This window comes from Streptomyces sp. NPDC050485, assembly GCF_044458185.1.
Classification (GTDB): Bacteria; Actinomycetota; Actinomycetes; order Streptomycetales; family Streptomycetaceae; genus Streptomyces.
The window spans coordinates 90,186-104,463 of sequence record NZ_JBITHR010000027.1; the positions used below are offsets into that span (position 1 = coordinate 90,186).

General features: G+C 70.7%; 16 protein-coding genes and 1 pseudogene. 16 read left to right on the plus strand and 1 reads right to left on the minus strand.

The window, feature by feature from the left end; translation table 11 throughout:
* The first annotated feature begins 116 nt into the window (after positions 1-116).
* Positions 117-2,048 (plus strand): ATP-dependent zinc metalloprotease FtsH, encoded by a 1,932-nt coding sequence (ftsH, locus tag ACIBK6_RS35750; RefSeq protein ID WP_399056559.1) that lies wholly within the window; start codon positions 117-119, stop codon positions 2,046-2,048.
* Between the two features lie 41 nt (positions 2,049-2,089).
* Here the strand turns inward: ftsH and ACIBK6_RS35755 are convergent, their stop codons facing one another.
* Positions 2,090-2,953, minus strand: coding sequence for an SAM-dependent methyltransferase (locus ACIBK6_RS35755; RefSeq protein ID WP_399056561.1), 864 nt, complete (start codon positions 2,951-2,953; stop codon positions 2,090-2,092).
* A gap of 208 nt (positions 2,954-3,161) precedes the next feature.
* Here ACIBK6_RS35755 and proS point away from each other — a divergent pair, with 208 nt between their 5' ends.
* From proS to ACIBK6_RS35830, 15 genes and pseudogenes are all read left to right on the plus strand, one after another.
* Positions 3,162-4,574, plus strand: coding sequence for a proline--tRNA ligase (gene proS, locus ACIBK6_RS35760; RefSeq protein ID WP_399056563.1), 1,413 nt, complete (start codon positions 3,162-3,164; stop codon positions 4,572-4,574).
* A 281-nt stretch (positions 4,575-4,855) separates the two neighbouring features.
* Complete coding sequence (locus ACIBK6_RS35765) at positions 4,856-5,458, plus strand: hypothetical protein (RefSeq protein ID WP_399056565.1); 603 nt, start codon at positions 4,856-4,858, stop codon at positions 5,456-5,458.
* Between the two features lie 231 nt (positions 5,459-5,689).
* The gene (gene rpsP / locus ACIBK6_RS35770; protein WP_399056567.1) at positions 5,690-6,127 is read left to right on the plus strand and encodes a 30S ribosomal protein S16; all 438 of its coding nucleotides are present in this window, start codon (positions 5,690-5,692) and stop codon (positions 6,125-6,127) included.
* Positions 6,128-6,129: 2 nt separating this feature from the next.
* Positions 6,130-6,369, plus strand: coding sequence for an RNA-binding protein (locus ACIBK6_RS35775; RefSeq protein ID WP_005311361.1), 240 nt, complete (start codon positions 6,130-6,132; stop codon positions 6,367-6,369).
* A gap of 144 nt (positions 6,370-6,513) precedes the next feature.
* Complete coding sequence (rimM, locus tag ACIBK6_RS35780) at positions 6,514-7,110, plus strand: ribosome maturation factor RimM (RefSeq protein WP_399056569.1); 597 nt, start codon at positions 6,514-6,516, stop codon at positions 7,108-7,110.
* Positions 7,110-7,931 (plus strand): tRNA (guanosine(37)-N1)-methyltransferase TrmD, encoded by an 822-nt coding sequence (trmD, locus tag ACIBK6_RS35785; RefSeq protein ID WP_399056571.1) that lies wholly within the window; start codon positions 7,110-7,112, stop codon positions 7,929-7,931. The genes rimM and trmD overlap by 1 nt, the downstream gene beginning before the upstream one ends.
* A gap of 126 nt (positions 7,932-8,057) precedes the next feature.
* Complete coding sequence (rplS, locus tag ACIBK6_RS35790) at positions 8,058-8,408, plus strand: 50S ribosomal protein L19 (RefSeq protein WP_261716477.1); 351 nt, start codon at positions 8,058-8,060, stop codon at positions 8,406-8,408.
* 56 nt (positions 8,409-8,464) lie between these two features.
* Positions 8,465-9,238, plus strand: a complete 774-nt coding sequence (gene lepB, locus ACIBK6_RS35795) for a signal peptidase I (protein ID WP_399056573.1) — start codon at positions 8,465-8,467, stop codon at positions 9,236-9,238.
* Positions 9,231-10,424, plus strand: a complete 1,194-nt coding sequence (gene lepB / locus ACIBK6_RS35800) for a signal peptidase I (protein ID WP_399056575.1) — start codon at positions 9,231-9,233, stop codon at positions 10,422-10,424. The genes lepB (ACIBK6_RS35795) and lepB (ACIBK6_RS35800) overlap by 8 nt, the downstream gene beginning before the upstream one ends.
* Complete coding sequence (lepB, locus tag ACIBK6_RS35805; RefSeq protein ID WP_399056590.1) at positions 10,366-11,223, plus strand: signal peptidase I; 858 nt, start codon at positions 10,366-10,368, stop codon at positions 11,221-11,223. The genes lepB (ACIBK6_RS35800) and lepB (ACIBK6_RS35805) overlap by 59 nt, the downstream gene beginning before the upstream one ends.
* 104 nt (positions 11,224-11,327) lie before the next feature.
* Positions 11,328-12,071: a signal peptidase I gene (gene lepB / locus ACIBK6_RS35810; protein WP_399056577.1), complete on the plus strand. Its 744-nt coding sequence runs from the start codon at positions 11,328-11,330 to the stop codon at positions 12,069-12,071.
* A gap of 4 nt (positions 12,072-12,075) precedes the next feature.
* Entirely contained in the window at positions 12,076-12,561 is a 486-nt protein-coding gene (locus ACIBK6_RS35815; protein WP_399056579.1) for an NUDIX hydrolase, read from the plus strand.
* Between the two features lie 55 nt (positions 12,562-12,616).
* Complete coding sequence (locus ACIBK6_RS35820) at positions 12,617-12,925, plus strand: DUF2469 domain-containing protein (protein ID WP_003965949.1); 309 nt, start codon at positions 12,617-12,619, stop codon at positions 12,923-12,925.
* A gap of 187 nt (positions 12,926-13,112) precedes the next feature.
* Complete coding sequence (locus tag ACIBK6_RS35825; RefSeq protein ID WP_399056581.1) at positions 13,113-13,487, plus strand: YraN family protein; 375 nt, start codon at positions 13,113-13,115, stop codon at positions 13,485-13,487.
* Between the two features lies 1 nt (position 13,488).
* Positions 13,489-14,184: pseudogene (locus ACIBK6_RS35830) on the plus strand (magnesium chelatase domain-containing protein); the annotation flags it as partial.
* Positions 14,185-14,278 lie beyond the last annotated feature (94 nt).

Consider the following 14,278-nt stretch of genomic DNA (forward strand, 5'->3'; position numbering starts at 1 on the left):
GACCGACACCGTGACGACCCGGCGGCCCGGCACCGTGACGGCCCATCGGACCTGCCCGGAATGCCTCATTTATGCCGCTCTCCAATAATGGCGCGTACCGGCCATGAGGAGAGCACGTGCCCAGTTCCGTACCCCCGCGCGACCGCACCGACCAGCCGTGGCGCTCCGAGGGGGCGCCACCGCCGCCCGCGCCGAAGAGGAAGCTGCCCGGCGGCTGGGGCAGGCTCATCCTCACCGCCCTGATCGTCTACCTGATCACCAACCTGATCCTGTCGTTCTTCAACGACGGCGGCGAGCCGACGGTCTCGTACACCGAGTTCAGCAAGCAGGTCGCGGCCGGCAACGTCTCGAAGATCTACGCCAAGGGCGACGCCATCCAGGGCCAGCTCAAGAACAAGGCGCCGGTGCCGTCCGGCGAAGGCAGCGGCGACTACACCAAATTCACCACCCAGCGGCCCACCTTCGCCAACGACGACCTGTGGACCCAGCTGACCAAGCAGAACGTCACCGTCACCGCCGAACCCGTCGTGGTGCACCGCAGCTTCCTGGCCAACCTGCTGATCTCGCTCGCGCCGATGCTGCTGCTCGTCCTGCTCTGGGTGTTCATCGCCCGGCGCATGAGCGCGGGCATGGGCGGCGGCGCCGGCGGCATGCTCGGCCGCAAGGCCCCGCCAAAACCCGTCGAGATGGCCGGCGGGAAACGCACCACCTTCGAGGATGTGGCCGGCATCGACGAGGTCGAGGGCGAGCTCAACGACGTCGTGGACTTCCTCAAGAACCCGGACGCCTACCGGGAGATGGGCGCGAAGATGCCCGGTGGCGTCCTGCTCGCGGGAGCGCCCGGAACCGGCAAGACGCTGCTCGCCCGGGCGGTGGCGGGGGAGGCCGGGGTGCCGTTCTTCTCGGCCTCCGCCTCGGAGTTCATCGAGATGATCGTGGGCGTGGGCGCCTCGCGGGTACGTGAACTCTTCGCCGAGGCCCGCAAGGTGGCCCCCGCGATCGTCTTCATCGACGAGATCGACACGATCGGCCGGGCCCGCGGCGGCGGCTCCGGCATGGGCGGGCACGACGAGCGCGAACAGACCCTGAACCAGATCCTCACCGAGATGGACGGCTTCTCCGGCTCCGAGGGCGTCATCGTGCTGGCCGCCACCAACCGGTCCGACGTCCTGGACCCGGCGCTCACCCGGCCGGGCCGCTTCGACCGCATCGTCCACGTCAGCCCGCCCGACCGGGGCGGCCGCGAGGCCATCTTGAAGATCCACACCCGGGAGATCCCGCTGGACCGGAACGTGGACCTGGAGCACGTCGCCCGCACGACCCCCGGCATGACCGGCGCGGAACTCGCCAACCTCGCCAACGAGGCGGCCCTGCTCGCCGTCAAGCGCCAGCAGCGCCACGTCACCCAGTCCGACCTCTCCGACGCCCTGGAGAAGGTCCAACTCGGCGCCGAGCGGCCCCTGGTGATGCCGTACGAGGAGCGCCGCCGCACCGCGTACCACGAGAGCGGGCACGCGCTGCTCGGGATGCTCCAGCCCGGCGCGGACCCGGTCCGCAAGGTCACCATCGTGCCGCGCGGCCGGGCCCTCGGCGTCACCCTGTCCACCCCGGACGCCGACAAGTACGCGTACACCGAGGACTACCTGCGCGGCCGGATCATCGGCGCCCTCGGCGGCATGGCGGCCGAGCGGACCGTCTTCGACGTCATCACCACCGGCGCCGAGAACGACCTCGAACAGGTCACCAACCTGGTCCGCGGGATGGTGGCCCGCTGGGGCATGAGCGAGCGGATCGGCCCGCTGACCGCGCTGCCGAGCGACGCCCAGCAGGCGTACGGGCTCTCCGCGGCGCCCGCCACCCTGGACGCCGTCGCCCACGAGATGCGGCGCATCGTCGACGAGTGCTACGAGACCGCGTGCCGACTGCTGCGCGAGAACCGCGCCAAGCTGGACGCGCTGGCGGAGGCCCTGCTCGCGAACGAGACCCTGGAGGAGGAGGCCGCCTACCGCGCGGCCGGGATCCCCCGCCTGGCGAAGGCGGGATCGTAGAGCGAAACCTCAACCCCCTTGACTCAATGGCTAGTTGGGGATCACGGCGTACGGGCGATCAGATAGCGGAAGACGTTCGGCATCCACACCGTGCCGTCCCGCCGGACATGCGCGTGCAGCGCCTCGGCGAGCTCCTTCCCGACCTGGGCCTGGTCGGTGGCCCGGGCCGCCGCGTCGAACGCGCCCGTCGCCAGCAGACCCCGCACCGCGCTGTCCAGGTCCGCGTAACCGAAGGGGCACGCCACCCGGCCCGAACCGTCCGGCCCGAGCCCGGCCCGCGCGGCCACGTCCTCCAGGTCGTCGCGCCGGCTCGGCCGCCAGCGCGCGGCGTCGCTCACCCGGCCGGTCAGCCGGGTCGCCACCCGCAGCACCGCCGAGGTGGCACACCGCTCCGGCGGACCCCAGCCGGCCAGCACCACCGCACTGCCGTGCTCCGCGAGCGCGACCGCCGACTCCAGCGCGGGCACCAGACCTTCCGTATCACCGGCCGCACAGCCGACCGGCTCGAAAGCGGTGATCAAGTTGTACGGGCTGCGACCCGGCTCAGCGGTGTCGGCGGGCCCGCCCGTCACCAGCCGGCTCCCGCCCGGCCCCGCAGCGCCGCCCCGCCCCGGCCCGGGCAGCAGCCGCTCACGCGCCAGCGCCAGCCGCGCGGCACGCTCGGGGCGGTCGACCCCGGTCACCGCCGCCCCGCGCGAGGCCGCGAGCACCAGCGCGAGCCCGGTGCCGCAGCCGAGCCCGAGCAGCCGGGTGCCCGGTCCGACGTCGAGGCGCTCGTACGCCGCCTCGAAGAGGGGGACCAGCATCCGTTCCTGGATCTCCGCCCAGTCCCGCGCGCGCACGGACGTGCCCCCGAAGGGGACCGAGGCCGTACGGGACTGATGCCGGACGAGCGTTGGTGTCATGGAAAGCGCCCCAATCCGCCGAGAGGTCAGCTGTGCCCTGATTGACAGCCCCCCGTGAATGTCCGTACGCACTTCCCCCGAATGCCAGGGAACTCCGCATCCCGCCCCGCGTCCAGAGGGCGGAGGGCAGGAACGCCAACAAGTACCGGGCCGGGGCGGCCGGAAGGCGATTCACGCTCCGGCACCCCTGCGCCGTACCATTCGCGCCATGGCAAAGGCACCCGTTCTCACGCCCCAGGCGGAAGACTTTCCCCGCTGGTACCAGGATCTGATCAACAAGGCCGAGCTCGCGGACAACGGCCCCGTGCGCGGCACCATGGTGATCCGACCGTACGGCTATGGCCTCTGGGAGCGGATGCAGCAGGAGATGGACGCACGCATCAAGGACGCGGGCGCCCAGAACGCGTACTTCCCGCTCTTCATCCCCCAGTCTTACCTGACTCGCGAGGCTCAGCACGTCGAGGGCTTCGCGCCCGAGCTCGCGGTGGTCACGCACGGTGGCGGCAAGGAGCTCGAAGAGCCCGTCGTGGTCCGCCCGACCTCCGAGACGATCATCAACGACTACTTCTCGAAGTGGGTCCAGAGCTACCGCGACCTGCCGCTGCTCATCAACCAGTGGGCCAACGTGGTCCGTTGGGAGATGCGCCCGCGGGTCTTCCTCCGTACGAGCGAATTCCTGTGGCAGGAGGGGCATACCGCCCACGCCACCTATGAGGACGCCCGCGACTACGCGGCGCGCATCCACAAGGACGTCTACGCCGACTTCATGATCAACGTCCTCGGCATCGACGTCGTCCTCGGCCGCAAGACCGCCAGGGAGCGGTTCGCCGGAGCCATCAACACCCTCACCCTCGAAGGGATGATGGGCGACGGCAAGGCCCTCCAGATGGGCACCAGCCACGAGCTCGGCACCAACTTCGCCAAGGCCTTCAACACCCAGTACCTGTCCAAGGACGGCAAGCAGGAACTGGTCTGGCAGACCTCCTGGGGCGTCTCCACCCGCATGGTCGGCGGGCTGATCATGTCGCACGGCGACGACAACGGCCTGCGGGTGCCGCCGCGGCTCGCCGCCGTCCAGGTCGTCGTCATGGCGATCAAGGGCGACGAGGCCGTCGCCAAGGTCCGCGAGCTGGGCGACCGCCTCAAGGCCGCGGGCATCCGCGTCCAGGTGGACGACCGCGTGGACACCCCCTTCGGTCGCCGCGCCGTGGACTGGGAGCTCAAAGGCGTCCCGGTACGCGTCGAGATCGGCCCGCGCGACCTGGAGGGCGGCACCGCGATGCTGGCCCGCCGCATCCCCGGCGGCAAGGAGTCCGTCTCCATCGACGCGCTCGCCGAGCTGCTGCCCGCCGTCCTCGAAGAGGACCAGGCGATGCTCCTGAGGCAGTCCCGCGAGCGCCGCGAGTCCCGTACGAGCGATGTCGCCACCCTGGACGAGGCCGCCGAGGCCGCCGTCGCCGGCGGCTGGGCGCGCATCCCGTGGGCGACGCTGGGCCCCGAGGGCGAGGCCAAGCTCGCCGAACAGGCCGTGTCGGTGCGGTGCCTGGTCGCCGAGGACGGGTCGGTGCCCGACGCCGACGACGCACCCGGTACGGTCGCGATCGTGGCCCGCGCCTACTGAGGCGACCCGGCCCCGCCGCGGATGGCGCACGTGCCACCCGGAGTCGGCCGAAACACCTCTTGCGCATCCGCCGACAACAGCCGCTCCGGCGCGCAGACTTCCTCTACGCGCCGGGGCGTACGCGCCGCTACGTCATACCTTGGTGTGAGCTGTGAGCCTTCTCCGCAGATCAGCGCACCCGCCCTCGTCCGCACGCATCAATGCCAACTGACGGGTACGAGCAAATTATTTGGGATGCCCCGGAATAGGAACACAGCGGCACTGCGGCTCGTTGTCACGACGTGAGCACGACACCACCTGTTCTCGCCGCAGAGCTGGCACAGGCGTGGGCCGACATTCAGCGGTACCACCCCGAGCTGCCGGACCTAGCCGCGCCCGAGTCCCTGATCGGAGAGTCCTCGTCCGCCTGCGGCGCCGAGCTCTCCTTCGAGCGACTGCTCCATGAGGCAGTCCACGGCATTGCCGCCGCCCGCGGTGTCCGCGACACCTCCCGCGCCGGCCGCTACCACAACCGGAGATTCCTGGCGATCGCCGAGGAGCTCGGCCTCGACCATACGGAGGAACCGCACCCCAGCAGCGGCTTCTCCCTGGTCACGCTGAACGCCGAGGCCAGGCGCCGCTACCGGCCCACCATCGAACGGCTGCAACGCGCGCTCAAGGCGCACACCGTCGCCACGGCCGCCGACACCAAGCGCTCCTTCCGCGGACCTGCCGCCCGGCACGGCTCCTCCGGCGGCGGCGTGCGGGTCAAGGCCGTGTGCGACTGCGGGCGCAATGTGCGCGTCGTGCCGTCCGTGCTCGCCCAGGCGCCGATCGTCTGCGGCGGCTGCGGCAAGCCGTTCCGCATCCCGGAGGGAGCGGAAGTGGTCGCCGTGGCGAGCTGACCCCGGGGCCGGACACCCCCCTGGCCCCGGGGGAGCGACGTCCACCGGGGGCGCCCCACGGGCCCCCGGCGTGCGCACCCCAGGCGTGTGGCACAATGACTAGCTGTACTCGACAGCCGCACAGGAACCCTCTCGCCTCCGGCTGACGCGTCCATCGGGCACTCCGAGTACCGCAACCCCACGTGGCATCTCATGTGCCCAACCACGTCAAGACCAGGAGACACCACTCCAGTGGCAGTCAAGATCAAGCTCAAGCGCCTCGGCAAGATTCGCCAGCCGCACTACCGCATCGTCGTCGCCGACGCCCGCACCCGCCGTGACGGTCGCGCGATCGAGGAAATCGGTCTGTACCACCCGACGTACAACCCCTCGCGCATCGAGGTCGACGCCGAGCGTGCGCAGTACTGGCTGTCCGTCGGCGCCCAGCCGACCGAGGCCGTCCTCGCCATCCTGAAGCTCACCGGCGACTGGCAGAAGCACAAGGGCCTGCCGGCCCCCGCGCCGCTGCTCCAGCCGGCGGCGAAGGAAGACAAGCGCGCTTCCTTCGAGGCCTTCGCCAAGACCCTCGAGGGCGACGACGCCAAGGGCGAGGCCATCACCCAGAAGGCGAAGAAGACCGAGAAGAAGGCGGACGAGGCCGAGGCCGCCGCCGAGTCGACCGAGGCCTGAGCATGCTCGAGGAGGCTCTCGAGCACCTCGTGAAGGGCATCGTCGACAACCCCGACGACGTGCAGGTCGCCTCGCGCAACCTGCGCCGTGGGCGCGTGCTGGAGGTCCGGGTCCACCCCGACGACCTCGGCAAGGTGATCGGCCGCAACGGCCGTACCGCCCGCGCGCTGCGCACCGTCGTGGGCGCCATCGGCGGCCGTGGCATCCGGGTCGACCTCGTCGACGTGGACCAGGTCCGCTGACCAGTTGGGTCGCTTTACCTAGATACGCCGGCTCGGGCCGGGGAGGGCCACTGGCCCACCCCGGCCCGCAGTCGTATCCCGGGCCATAGTGGTACGAAGGCCGCAGCCGTACCGAGGCCGCAGCTGTCTGAAGGAGAAACAAGCGTGCAGTTGGTAGTCGCGCGGATCGGCCGCGCCCACGGCATCAAGGGCGAGGTCACCGTCGAGGTGCGCACCGACGAGCCGGAGCTGAGGCTCGGCCCCGGCGCCGTCCTCACCACCGACCCGGCGTCGGCGGGCCCGCTGACCATCGAGACCGGCCGGGTGCACAGCGGCCGGCTGCTGCTGCGCTTCGAGGGAGTGCGCGACCGCAACGCCGCCGAGGCCCTGCGCAACACCCTCCTCATCGCCGACGTCGACCCGGCCGAACTGCCGGAAGAGCCCGACGAGTACTACGACCACCAGCTCATGGACCTCGACGTGGTGCTCGCCGACGGCACCGAGATCGGCCGCATCACCGAGATCACCCACCTGCCCTCGCAGGACCTCTTCATCGTGGAGCGGCCCGACGGCAGCGAGGTCATGATCCCCTTCGTGGAACAGATCGTCACCGAGATCGACCTGGAGCAGCAGCGCGCGGTCATCGACCCGCCACCCGGCCTCATCGACGACAGCGAGGCTGTGATCGACTCAAGCAGCGACGACGACGACGGCAGCGATGCCGGGACCGCCGCTGGCCGCGATGCCGAGGACGCCGGCTGATGCGGCTCGACGTCGTCACGATCTTTCCCGAGTACCTCGAACCGCTGAACGTCTCCCTGGTCGGCAAGGCCAGGGCCCGCGGTCAACTCGACGTCCACGTCCACGACCTGCGGGACTGGACGTACGACCGCCACAACACGGTGGACGACACCCCCTACGGCGGCGGACCCGGCATGGTCATGAAGACCGAGCCGTGGGGCGCCTGCCTGGACGACGCACTCGCGGACGGATACGAATCCGGGGCACACGGCCCGGTCCTGGTCGTCCCCACGCCCAGCGGCCGCCCCTTCACCCAGGAACTCGCCGTCGAGCTCTCCGCACGGCCCTGGCTGATCTTCACGCCCGCCCGCTACGAAGGCATCGACCGCCGCGTCATGGACGAGTACGCGACCCGGCTGCCCGTGTACGAGGTGTCCATCGGCGACTACGTACTGGCCGGAGGCGAAGCCGCCGTCCTCGTGATCACCGAGGCCGTGGCCCGGCTGCTGCCCGGCGTCCTCGGCAACGCCGAGTCCCACCGCGACGACTCCTTCGCGCCCGGCGCCATGGCAAACCTCCTCGAAGGCCCCGTCTACACCAAGCCCCCCGAGTGGCGCGGCCGGGGCATCCCGGACGTCCTCCTCAGCGGCCACCACGGCAAGATCGCCCGCTGGCGGCGCGACGAGGCGTTCAGGCGCACCGCCCTCAACAGGCCCGACCTGATCGAGCGTTGCGACGCCGGCGCCTTCGACAAGAAGGACCGCGAGACCCTGTCCATCCTCGGCTGGGCCCCCGAGCCCGGCGGCCGATTTTGGCGCAGGCCGCAGGCCGTGGAAGAATAGGCCGCTGCTGTACGCCCAGCCGGCGCCCCTGCCACAGGGGGAACGACGCCGCCCTCGCGCACAGCACCCCCAACTCATCTCCAATTCCGCTGATGACCTGTGGCATCGGCGAGGAAGCAGTCAGACATGGCAAGCCTGCTCGACTCCGTCAACGCGGCCACGCTGCGCACCGACGTCCCGGCCTTCCGCCCGGGTGACACCGTCAACGTCCACGTCCGCGTCATCGAGGGCAACCGCTCCCGTATCCAGCAGTTCAAGGGCGTAGTCATCCGCCGCCAGGGCGCCGGTGTCTCCGAGACCTTCACGGTCCGCAAGGTCTCCTTCTCCGTCGGCGTCGAGCGCACCTTCCCGGTGAACTCCCCGATCTTCGAGAAGATCGAGGTCGTGACCCGCGGTGACGTCCGTCGCGCCAAGCTCTACTACCTCCGTGAGCTGCGCGGCAAGGCCGCGAAGATCAAGGAGAAGCGCGACCGCTGAGCCCCGGCTCACACCCGCGTACGGGTCTGACGGCAGCCGGATAAGCTCTGGCCCCGATGGACACCGAAGCACAGCACACGGAGCGCGACCCTTCCGCCACCCCCGATCTGGGGCCCGCGGAACGGTCGCGCTCCGCGCGTTTCACCGCACTTTCCGGCCACCTCGACGGGCCCTGGCGCAAAGCCGCGGCGCTGCTCACCATCTGCGTGGTCTTCCTGCTGCTGCTCAGCCACTTCGCCGTACAGCCCTTCCTCATCCCCAGCGGCTCCATGGAACCGACCCTTCAGGTCGGCGACCGGGTCCTGGTCGACAAACTCGCCTACCGCTTCGGCAGCACCCCGGCGCGCGGCGACGTCGTCGTCTTCGACGGCCGCGGCTCCTTCGTACAAGAAGGCGACGAGGGGAACCCGCTGGGGCGTGCCGTGCGTTCAGCAGGAGCGGCACTCGGGCTGACCGAGCCCGCCGAGACCGACTACGTCAAGCGCGTCGTCGGCGTCGGCGGGGACCGGGTGGTCTGCTGCGATAAACGGGGGAGGATCCAGGTGAACGGCACGGCCATCGACGAGCCCTACCTCCACCCCGGCGACAGCCCCTCGCAGGTGCCCTTCGACATCGTCGTGCCCGACAACACGCTGTGGGTCCTCGGCGACCACCGCTCCCGCTCCAGCGACTCCCGCGACCACCTCGGCGACCCCGGCGGCGGCATGGTGCCGGTGGACCGGGTGATCGGGCGGGCCGACTGGATCGGCTGGCCCTTCGGCCGGTGGACCTCGGTGGGCGGTTCCGACGCCTTCGCGGGCGTACGGAGCCCGGGCGGGGGACATGGGTAATCGCGGGCGGCCGCGCTCAACCGCCCCCGCCCACGACCAGCCGCTGCCCACCGGCACCCGGCCCACGAGCGCCGCACCCGACCCCGGCCGGCGCGGCCAGACCGGCCGTGCCGAGCGCCGCAGGCTCGCCCGCAAGGTCAAGCGGCGCAGACGCAGGTCCGCGGTGCGCGAGATACCTCTCCTGATCACCGTGGCGCTGCTCATCGCGCTCGTACTGAAGACCTTCCTCGTGCAGGCCTTCGTGATCCCGTCCGGCTCGATGCAGCAGACGATCACCATCGGCGACCGGGTCCTGGTCGACAAGCTCACGCCCTGGTTCGGCTCGACGCCGCAGCGGGGTGACGTCGTGGTGTTCAAAGACCCCGGCGGCTGGCTCAAGGACGAGCAGAAGACGGCCTCCGGCGAGGACCCCGTCGTCGTCAAGCAGGTCAAACAGGGACTCACCTTCATCGGCCTGCTGCCCTCCGACAACGAGCAGGACCTGATCAAGCGCGTCATAGGGGTCGGCGGCGACACCGTGAAGTGCTGTGACAAGGACGGCAGGGTCAGCGTCAATGGCGTACCCCTGGACGAGCCCTATGTGTATGTGCCCCCCGGCGATCCGCCTGGCGTTATCCAATTCGAGGTAAAGGTTCCCCAGGGCCGGCTGTTCGTCATGGGCGACCACCGGTCCAACTCCGCGGACTCCCGGTACCACCTCAACGACGGTCACCAGGGCACCGTCTCCGAGGGGGGCGTGGTGGGCCGCGCAGTGGTCATAGCCTTCTCGCACTGGCGCAGGCTTCAGGAGCCGCCCGCGTTCAGCTCGGTGCCCGCCGCGCCCGGCGGCTCGGCACTGCCCGCGTCGAATAGGGTGTCGTCCCGGGATCCGGCGGCGGATCCGGACCGAGCGACCCAGCCCCCGACCCCTGCGGAACTCCCGCTCGTTATGGGAGTGGTGGGCCTGAGCCTTGTACGGACCAGGCGGTGGCACAGAGTGAGGAGTGGATGTGGGGGATTTGGCGGTCGGCGCACGATCCGGACGCGAAGAGCCGGAGGAGCGGCCGGAGCATGGGCTCGCCGATTCCTCCCCGGGACCAGTCGCGGGACCGGGCTCCGTGCCGTCCGTGGACGGAACCCCGCCCGTGGTGCCGGCACAGGACAGCGGACCGGGCGACGGCGGTTCCGGCGACGAAGGACCCCGTGAGGGCGAGGGCCGCGCCCCCAGGAAGCCGCGTTCCTTCTGGAAGGAACTGCCGCTCCTCATCATCATCGCCCTGGTTCTCGCCCTGCTGATCAAGACGTTTCTGGTGCAGGCGTTCTCCATCCCTTCGGACTCGATGCAGGACACCCTGCAGCGCGGCGACCGGGTTCTTGTCGACAAACTGACCCCGTGGTTCGGCGCCGAGCCGCAGCGCGGCGAGGTCGTCGTCTTCCACGACCCGGGCGGCTGGCTCGACGGCGAGCCCACGCCGAACCCGAACGCGGCGCAGAAGTTCCTCAGCTTCATCGGCCTGATGCCGTCCGCCGAGGAGAAGGACCTGATCAAGCGGGTCATCGCGGTCGGCGGCGACACCGTGGAGTGCAAGAAGGGCGGGCCCGTCATGGTCAACGGCCACGCCCTGAAGGAGCCGTACATCTACCCGGGCGACAGCGCCTGCGACGACATGCCGTTCGGGCCGCTCAAGGTGCCGGACGGGCGGATCTGGGTGATGGGCGACCACCGCCAGAACTCCCTGGACTCCCGCTACCACCAGGAGCTGACCGGCGGCGGCACGGTCTCCACCGACGAGGTCGTCGGCCGCGCCCTCACCATCGCCTGGCCGCTCAACCGCCTGGACTGGCTCGGCGTCCCGGACACCTTCGACCAGCCCGGCCTGAGCGCGATGGGCACGGGCGCGCCCGCCGCCCTCGGCCTCGTCGGCGCGGTGCCGATGGTGCTGTGGCGCCGCCGCAAGCTCCTTCAAGCGCAGGTCAAGGCGGAAAGCCCGGTCGCCAAGGGCTGACCCGAGGGCATACCGCCGGGTAGGGTGCGGTCCCGGATTGTCGATCTCCGGGGCCCCGGGGTGCGTCGAGCACCCCGGGGCGCTGCCGGAAAGGGAGCGCAGCGATGAGCGGTAACGGACTGGACCACGACGGCCGCGGCCGCGGTCTCGGCAGTGTGCTGTCGAGCCTGGCCGTGGCCGTCGGCTGTGTGCTCTTCCTCGGCGGCTTCGCCTGGGGCGCCGTGCAGTACAAGCCGTACACCGTGCCCACCCAGTCCATGTCGCCGACCGTCAAGGCCGGGGACCGGGTGCTGGCCCAGCGCATATCCGCGGGCGATGTCCGGCGCGGCGACGTCGTGGTCTTCAAGGACGCGACCTGGGGCGACATGCCCATGGTCAAGCGGGTCGTGGGCGTCGGCGGCGACCACGTGGCCTGCTGCGGCAAGGACGGCCGGCTGACCGTCAACGGCACACCGGTCGAGGAACCGTATCTGCACGGCATGAACCCCGCCTCCGGCACCCCCTTCGACGCCAAGGTCCCGGCCGGGCAGGTCTTCCTCCTCGGCGACGACCGCCTGGTCTCGCTCGACTCCCGCGTCCACCTGGACGACGCCGCCCACGGCTCGGTCCCGCTGTCCGCCGTGACCGGCCGCGTCGACGCCGTCGCCTGGCCCATGAACGGCATGCTGGCACGCCCCTCGGGCTTCGAGGCGCTGCCCGGTGGCCTCTCGCAGCCCGGCCCGCTGAAACTGGTCGTGGGCGCCGTCGTGGCCGGCGCGGTGCTGATCCTGGCCGGAGCCGCCTACGGGCCGATCGCCCGCCTCGCCCGGCGCCGACGGATCCCGGCCGCTTCGCCCGCGGGGAGGTGAGCCGGTGACCGAGCCGCGCAAGGTGGCCCGGGTCGTGCTGCTCGACCCGCAGGACCGCATCCTGCTCATGCACGGATACGAGCCCGAGGACCCCGCCGACACCTGGTGGTTCACCCCCGGCGGCGGCCTGGAGGGCGACGAGACCCGCGCCGAGGCAGCCCTGCGCGAACTCGCCGAGGAGACCGGGATCACAGACGTCGAGCTCGGCCCCGTGCTGTGGCGGCGCAGGTGCTCGTTTCCCTTCGACGGGCGCCGCTGGGAACAGGACGAGTGGTACTACCTGGCACGTACCACCCAGACCGAGGCCGCCCCGGCCGGCCTGACGGAGCTGGAGCTGCGCAGTACCGCGGGCTTGAGGTGGTGGACCTCCGCCGAACTGTCGGCGGCGCGTGAGACGGTGTACCCGACCAGGCTCGCCGAGCTGCTGCGCACGCTGCTCGACGAGGGTCCTCCGCCTGCGCCGGTGATCCTGGCCCCGGAAATCGTCTAGGGGCCCAGGGGGCTGACGCACAATAGGGGGACGCACGGCTGAAGGGGAACATGCCATGAGCGCCGAGGACCTCGAAAAGTACGAGACCGAGATGGAGCTGAAGCTCTACCGGGAGTACCGCGACGTCGTCGGTCTGTTCAAATACGTGATCGAGACCGAGCGGCGTTTCTACCTCACGAACGACTACGAGATGCAGGTGCACTCGGTCCAGGGCGAGGTGTTCTTCGAGGTGTCGATGGCGGACGCCTGGGTCTGGGACATGTACCGGCCGGCCAGATTCGTCAAGCAGGTACGGGTCCTCACGTTCAAGGACGTGAACATTGAGGAGCTGAACAAGAGCGACCTCGAACTGCCGGGCGGGTGATCGCGGGCGGCCGGGGCTTTCCGCGGCCGGGGCGCTGAATCCGCCCCGCGAGCGGGCGGCCACGCGGGTCGGCCCCGGGCGGAACCACCCCTTCGGGCGGCGGGGTTTTCCACAGCCGACGAGTTGTCCACCAAGATCCACTTCCCGGTGGCGGATGCGTGACAGTCGGTACCGGAGGTGGTACCGGATGAACGCTCGCGGAGCACTCGGAAAATACGGCGAAGACCTGGCGGTACGGCTGCTGGAAGCCGCCGGAATGACAGTCCTGGAACGCAACTGGCGATGCGGCAGGACCGGCGAGATCGACATCGTCGCCCACGACACGTCCCCCTGCGGACCCGTGCTCGTCGTCTGCGAGGTCAAGACCCGCAGGGCCGGCGCCTACGAACACCCCATGGCCGCCCTCACCCCCGCCAAGACCGACCGCCTCAAACGCCTCGCCGACCACTGGCTCACCGACCACGGCGGACCACCACCCGGCGGCGTACGCATCGACCTTGTCGGAGTCGTCCTGCCCCGCAAGGGCGCCCCGCGGGCCGAACACGTGCGGGGGGTGGCCTGACATGGGATTCGCCCGCACCTGCTCGGTCGCCCTGGTCGGCGTCGAAGGAGTCGTCGTAGAGGTCCAGGCCGACCTCGAACCCGGCGTCGCCGCCTTCACCCTCGTAGGACTCCCCGACAAGAGCCTCATCGAAAGCCGCGACCGCGTCCGCGCCGCCGTCGTCAACTCCGGCGACACCTGGCCCCAGAAGAAACTCACCGTCGGACTCAGCCCCGCATCCGTCCCCAAGAGCGGCTCGGGCTTCGACCTCGCCGTAGCCTGCGCCATCCTCGGCGCGGCCGAACGCATCGATCCACGACAACTCGCCGACCTCGTCATGATCGGCGAACTCGGCCTCGACGGACGCGTACGCCCCGTGCGCGGCATCCTGCCCGCCGTCCTCGCCGCCGCCGAAGCGGGCTACGAACACGTCGTCGTGCCCGAACAGACCGCCGCGGAAGCCTCACTCGTCCCCGGCATCTCCGTCCTCGGCGTCCGCAGCCTGCGCCAACTCGTCGCCGTCCTCACCGACGAACCCGTCCCCGAAGAAGAACCCGCCGAAGAAGGCCGCCCCGACGCCATGCTCGCCGGACTCATGGTGCCCGGCGCGGGAGCCGGCACCGGACTGACCGCAGGCCTCAACGACAGCGAACTCGACCTCACCGACGTCGCAGGCCAGCACGGAGCCCGCGCCGCCCTCGAAATCGCCGCCGCGGGTATCGGTAAGTCCGGCTATCAGGACTTGCGGAATGCCTTCCGGCGGGAGAGTTCGGCAGCGTAGTCAGCTCGTGTGGAGCCTGCCTCCTTGGTCC

Bases quoted from the DNA above. Each gene is read 5' to 3' on its own strand.
- proS (WP_399056563.1), top strand. From the start codon at position 3,162: ATGGCAAAGGCACCCGTTCTCACGCCCCAGGCGGAAGACTTTCCCCGC.
- trmD (WP_399056571.1), top strand. From the start codon at position 7,110: ATGCGGCTCGACGTCGTCACGATCTTTCCCGAGTACCTCGAACCGCTG.
- ACIBK6_RS35825 (WP_399056581.1), top strand. From the start codon at position 13,113: ATGAACGCTCGCGGAGCACTCGGAAAATACGGCGAAGACCTGGCGGTA.
- ACIBK6_RS35755 (WP_399056561.1), bottom strand. From the start codon at position 2,953: ATGACACCAACGCTCGTCCGGCATCAGTCCCGTACGGCCTCGGTCCCC.
- lepB (WP_399056573.1), top strand. From the start codon at position 8,465: ATGGACACCGAAGCACAGCACACGGAGCGCGACCCTTCCGCCACCCCC.
- ACIBK6_RS35775 (WP_005311361.1), top strand. From the start codon at position 6,130: ATGCTCGAGGAGGCTCTCGAGCACCTCGTGAAGGGCATCGTCGACAAC.
- lepB (WP_399056575.1), top strand. From the start codon at position 9,231: ATGGGTAATCGCGGGCGGCCGCGCTCAACCGCCCCCGCCCACGACCAG.
- lepB (WP_399056577.1), top strand. From the start codon at position 11,328: ATGAGCGGTAACGGACTGGACCACGACGGCCGCGGCCGCGGTCTCGGC.
- ACIBK6_RS35820 (WP_003965949.1), top strand. From the start codon at position 12,617: ATGAGCGCCGAGGACCTCGAAAAGTACGAGACCGAGATGGAGCTGAAG.
- rplS (WP_261716477.1), top strand. From the start codon at position 8,058: ATGGCAAGCCTGCTCGACTCCGTCAACGCGGCCACGCTGCGCACCGAC.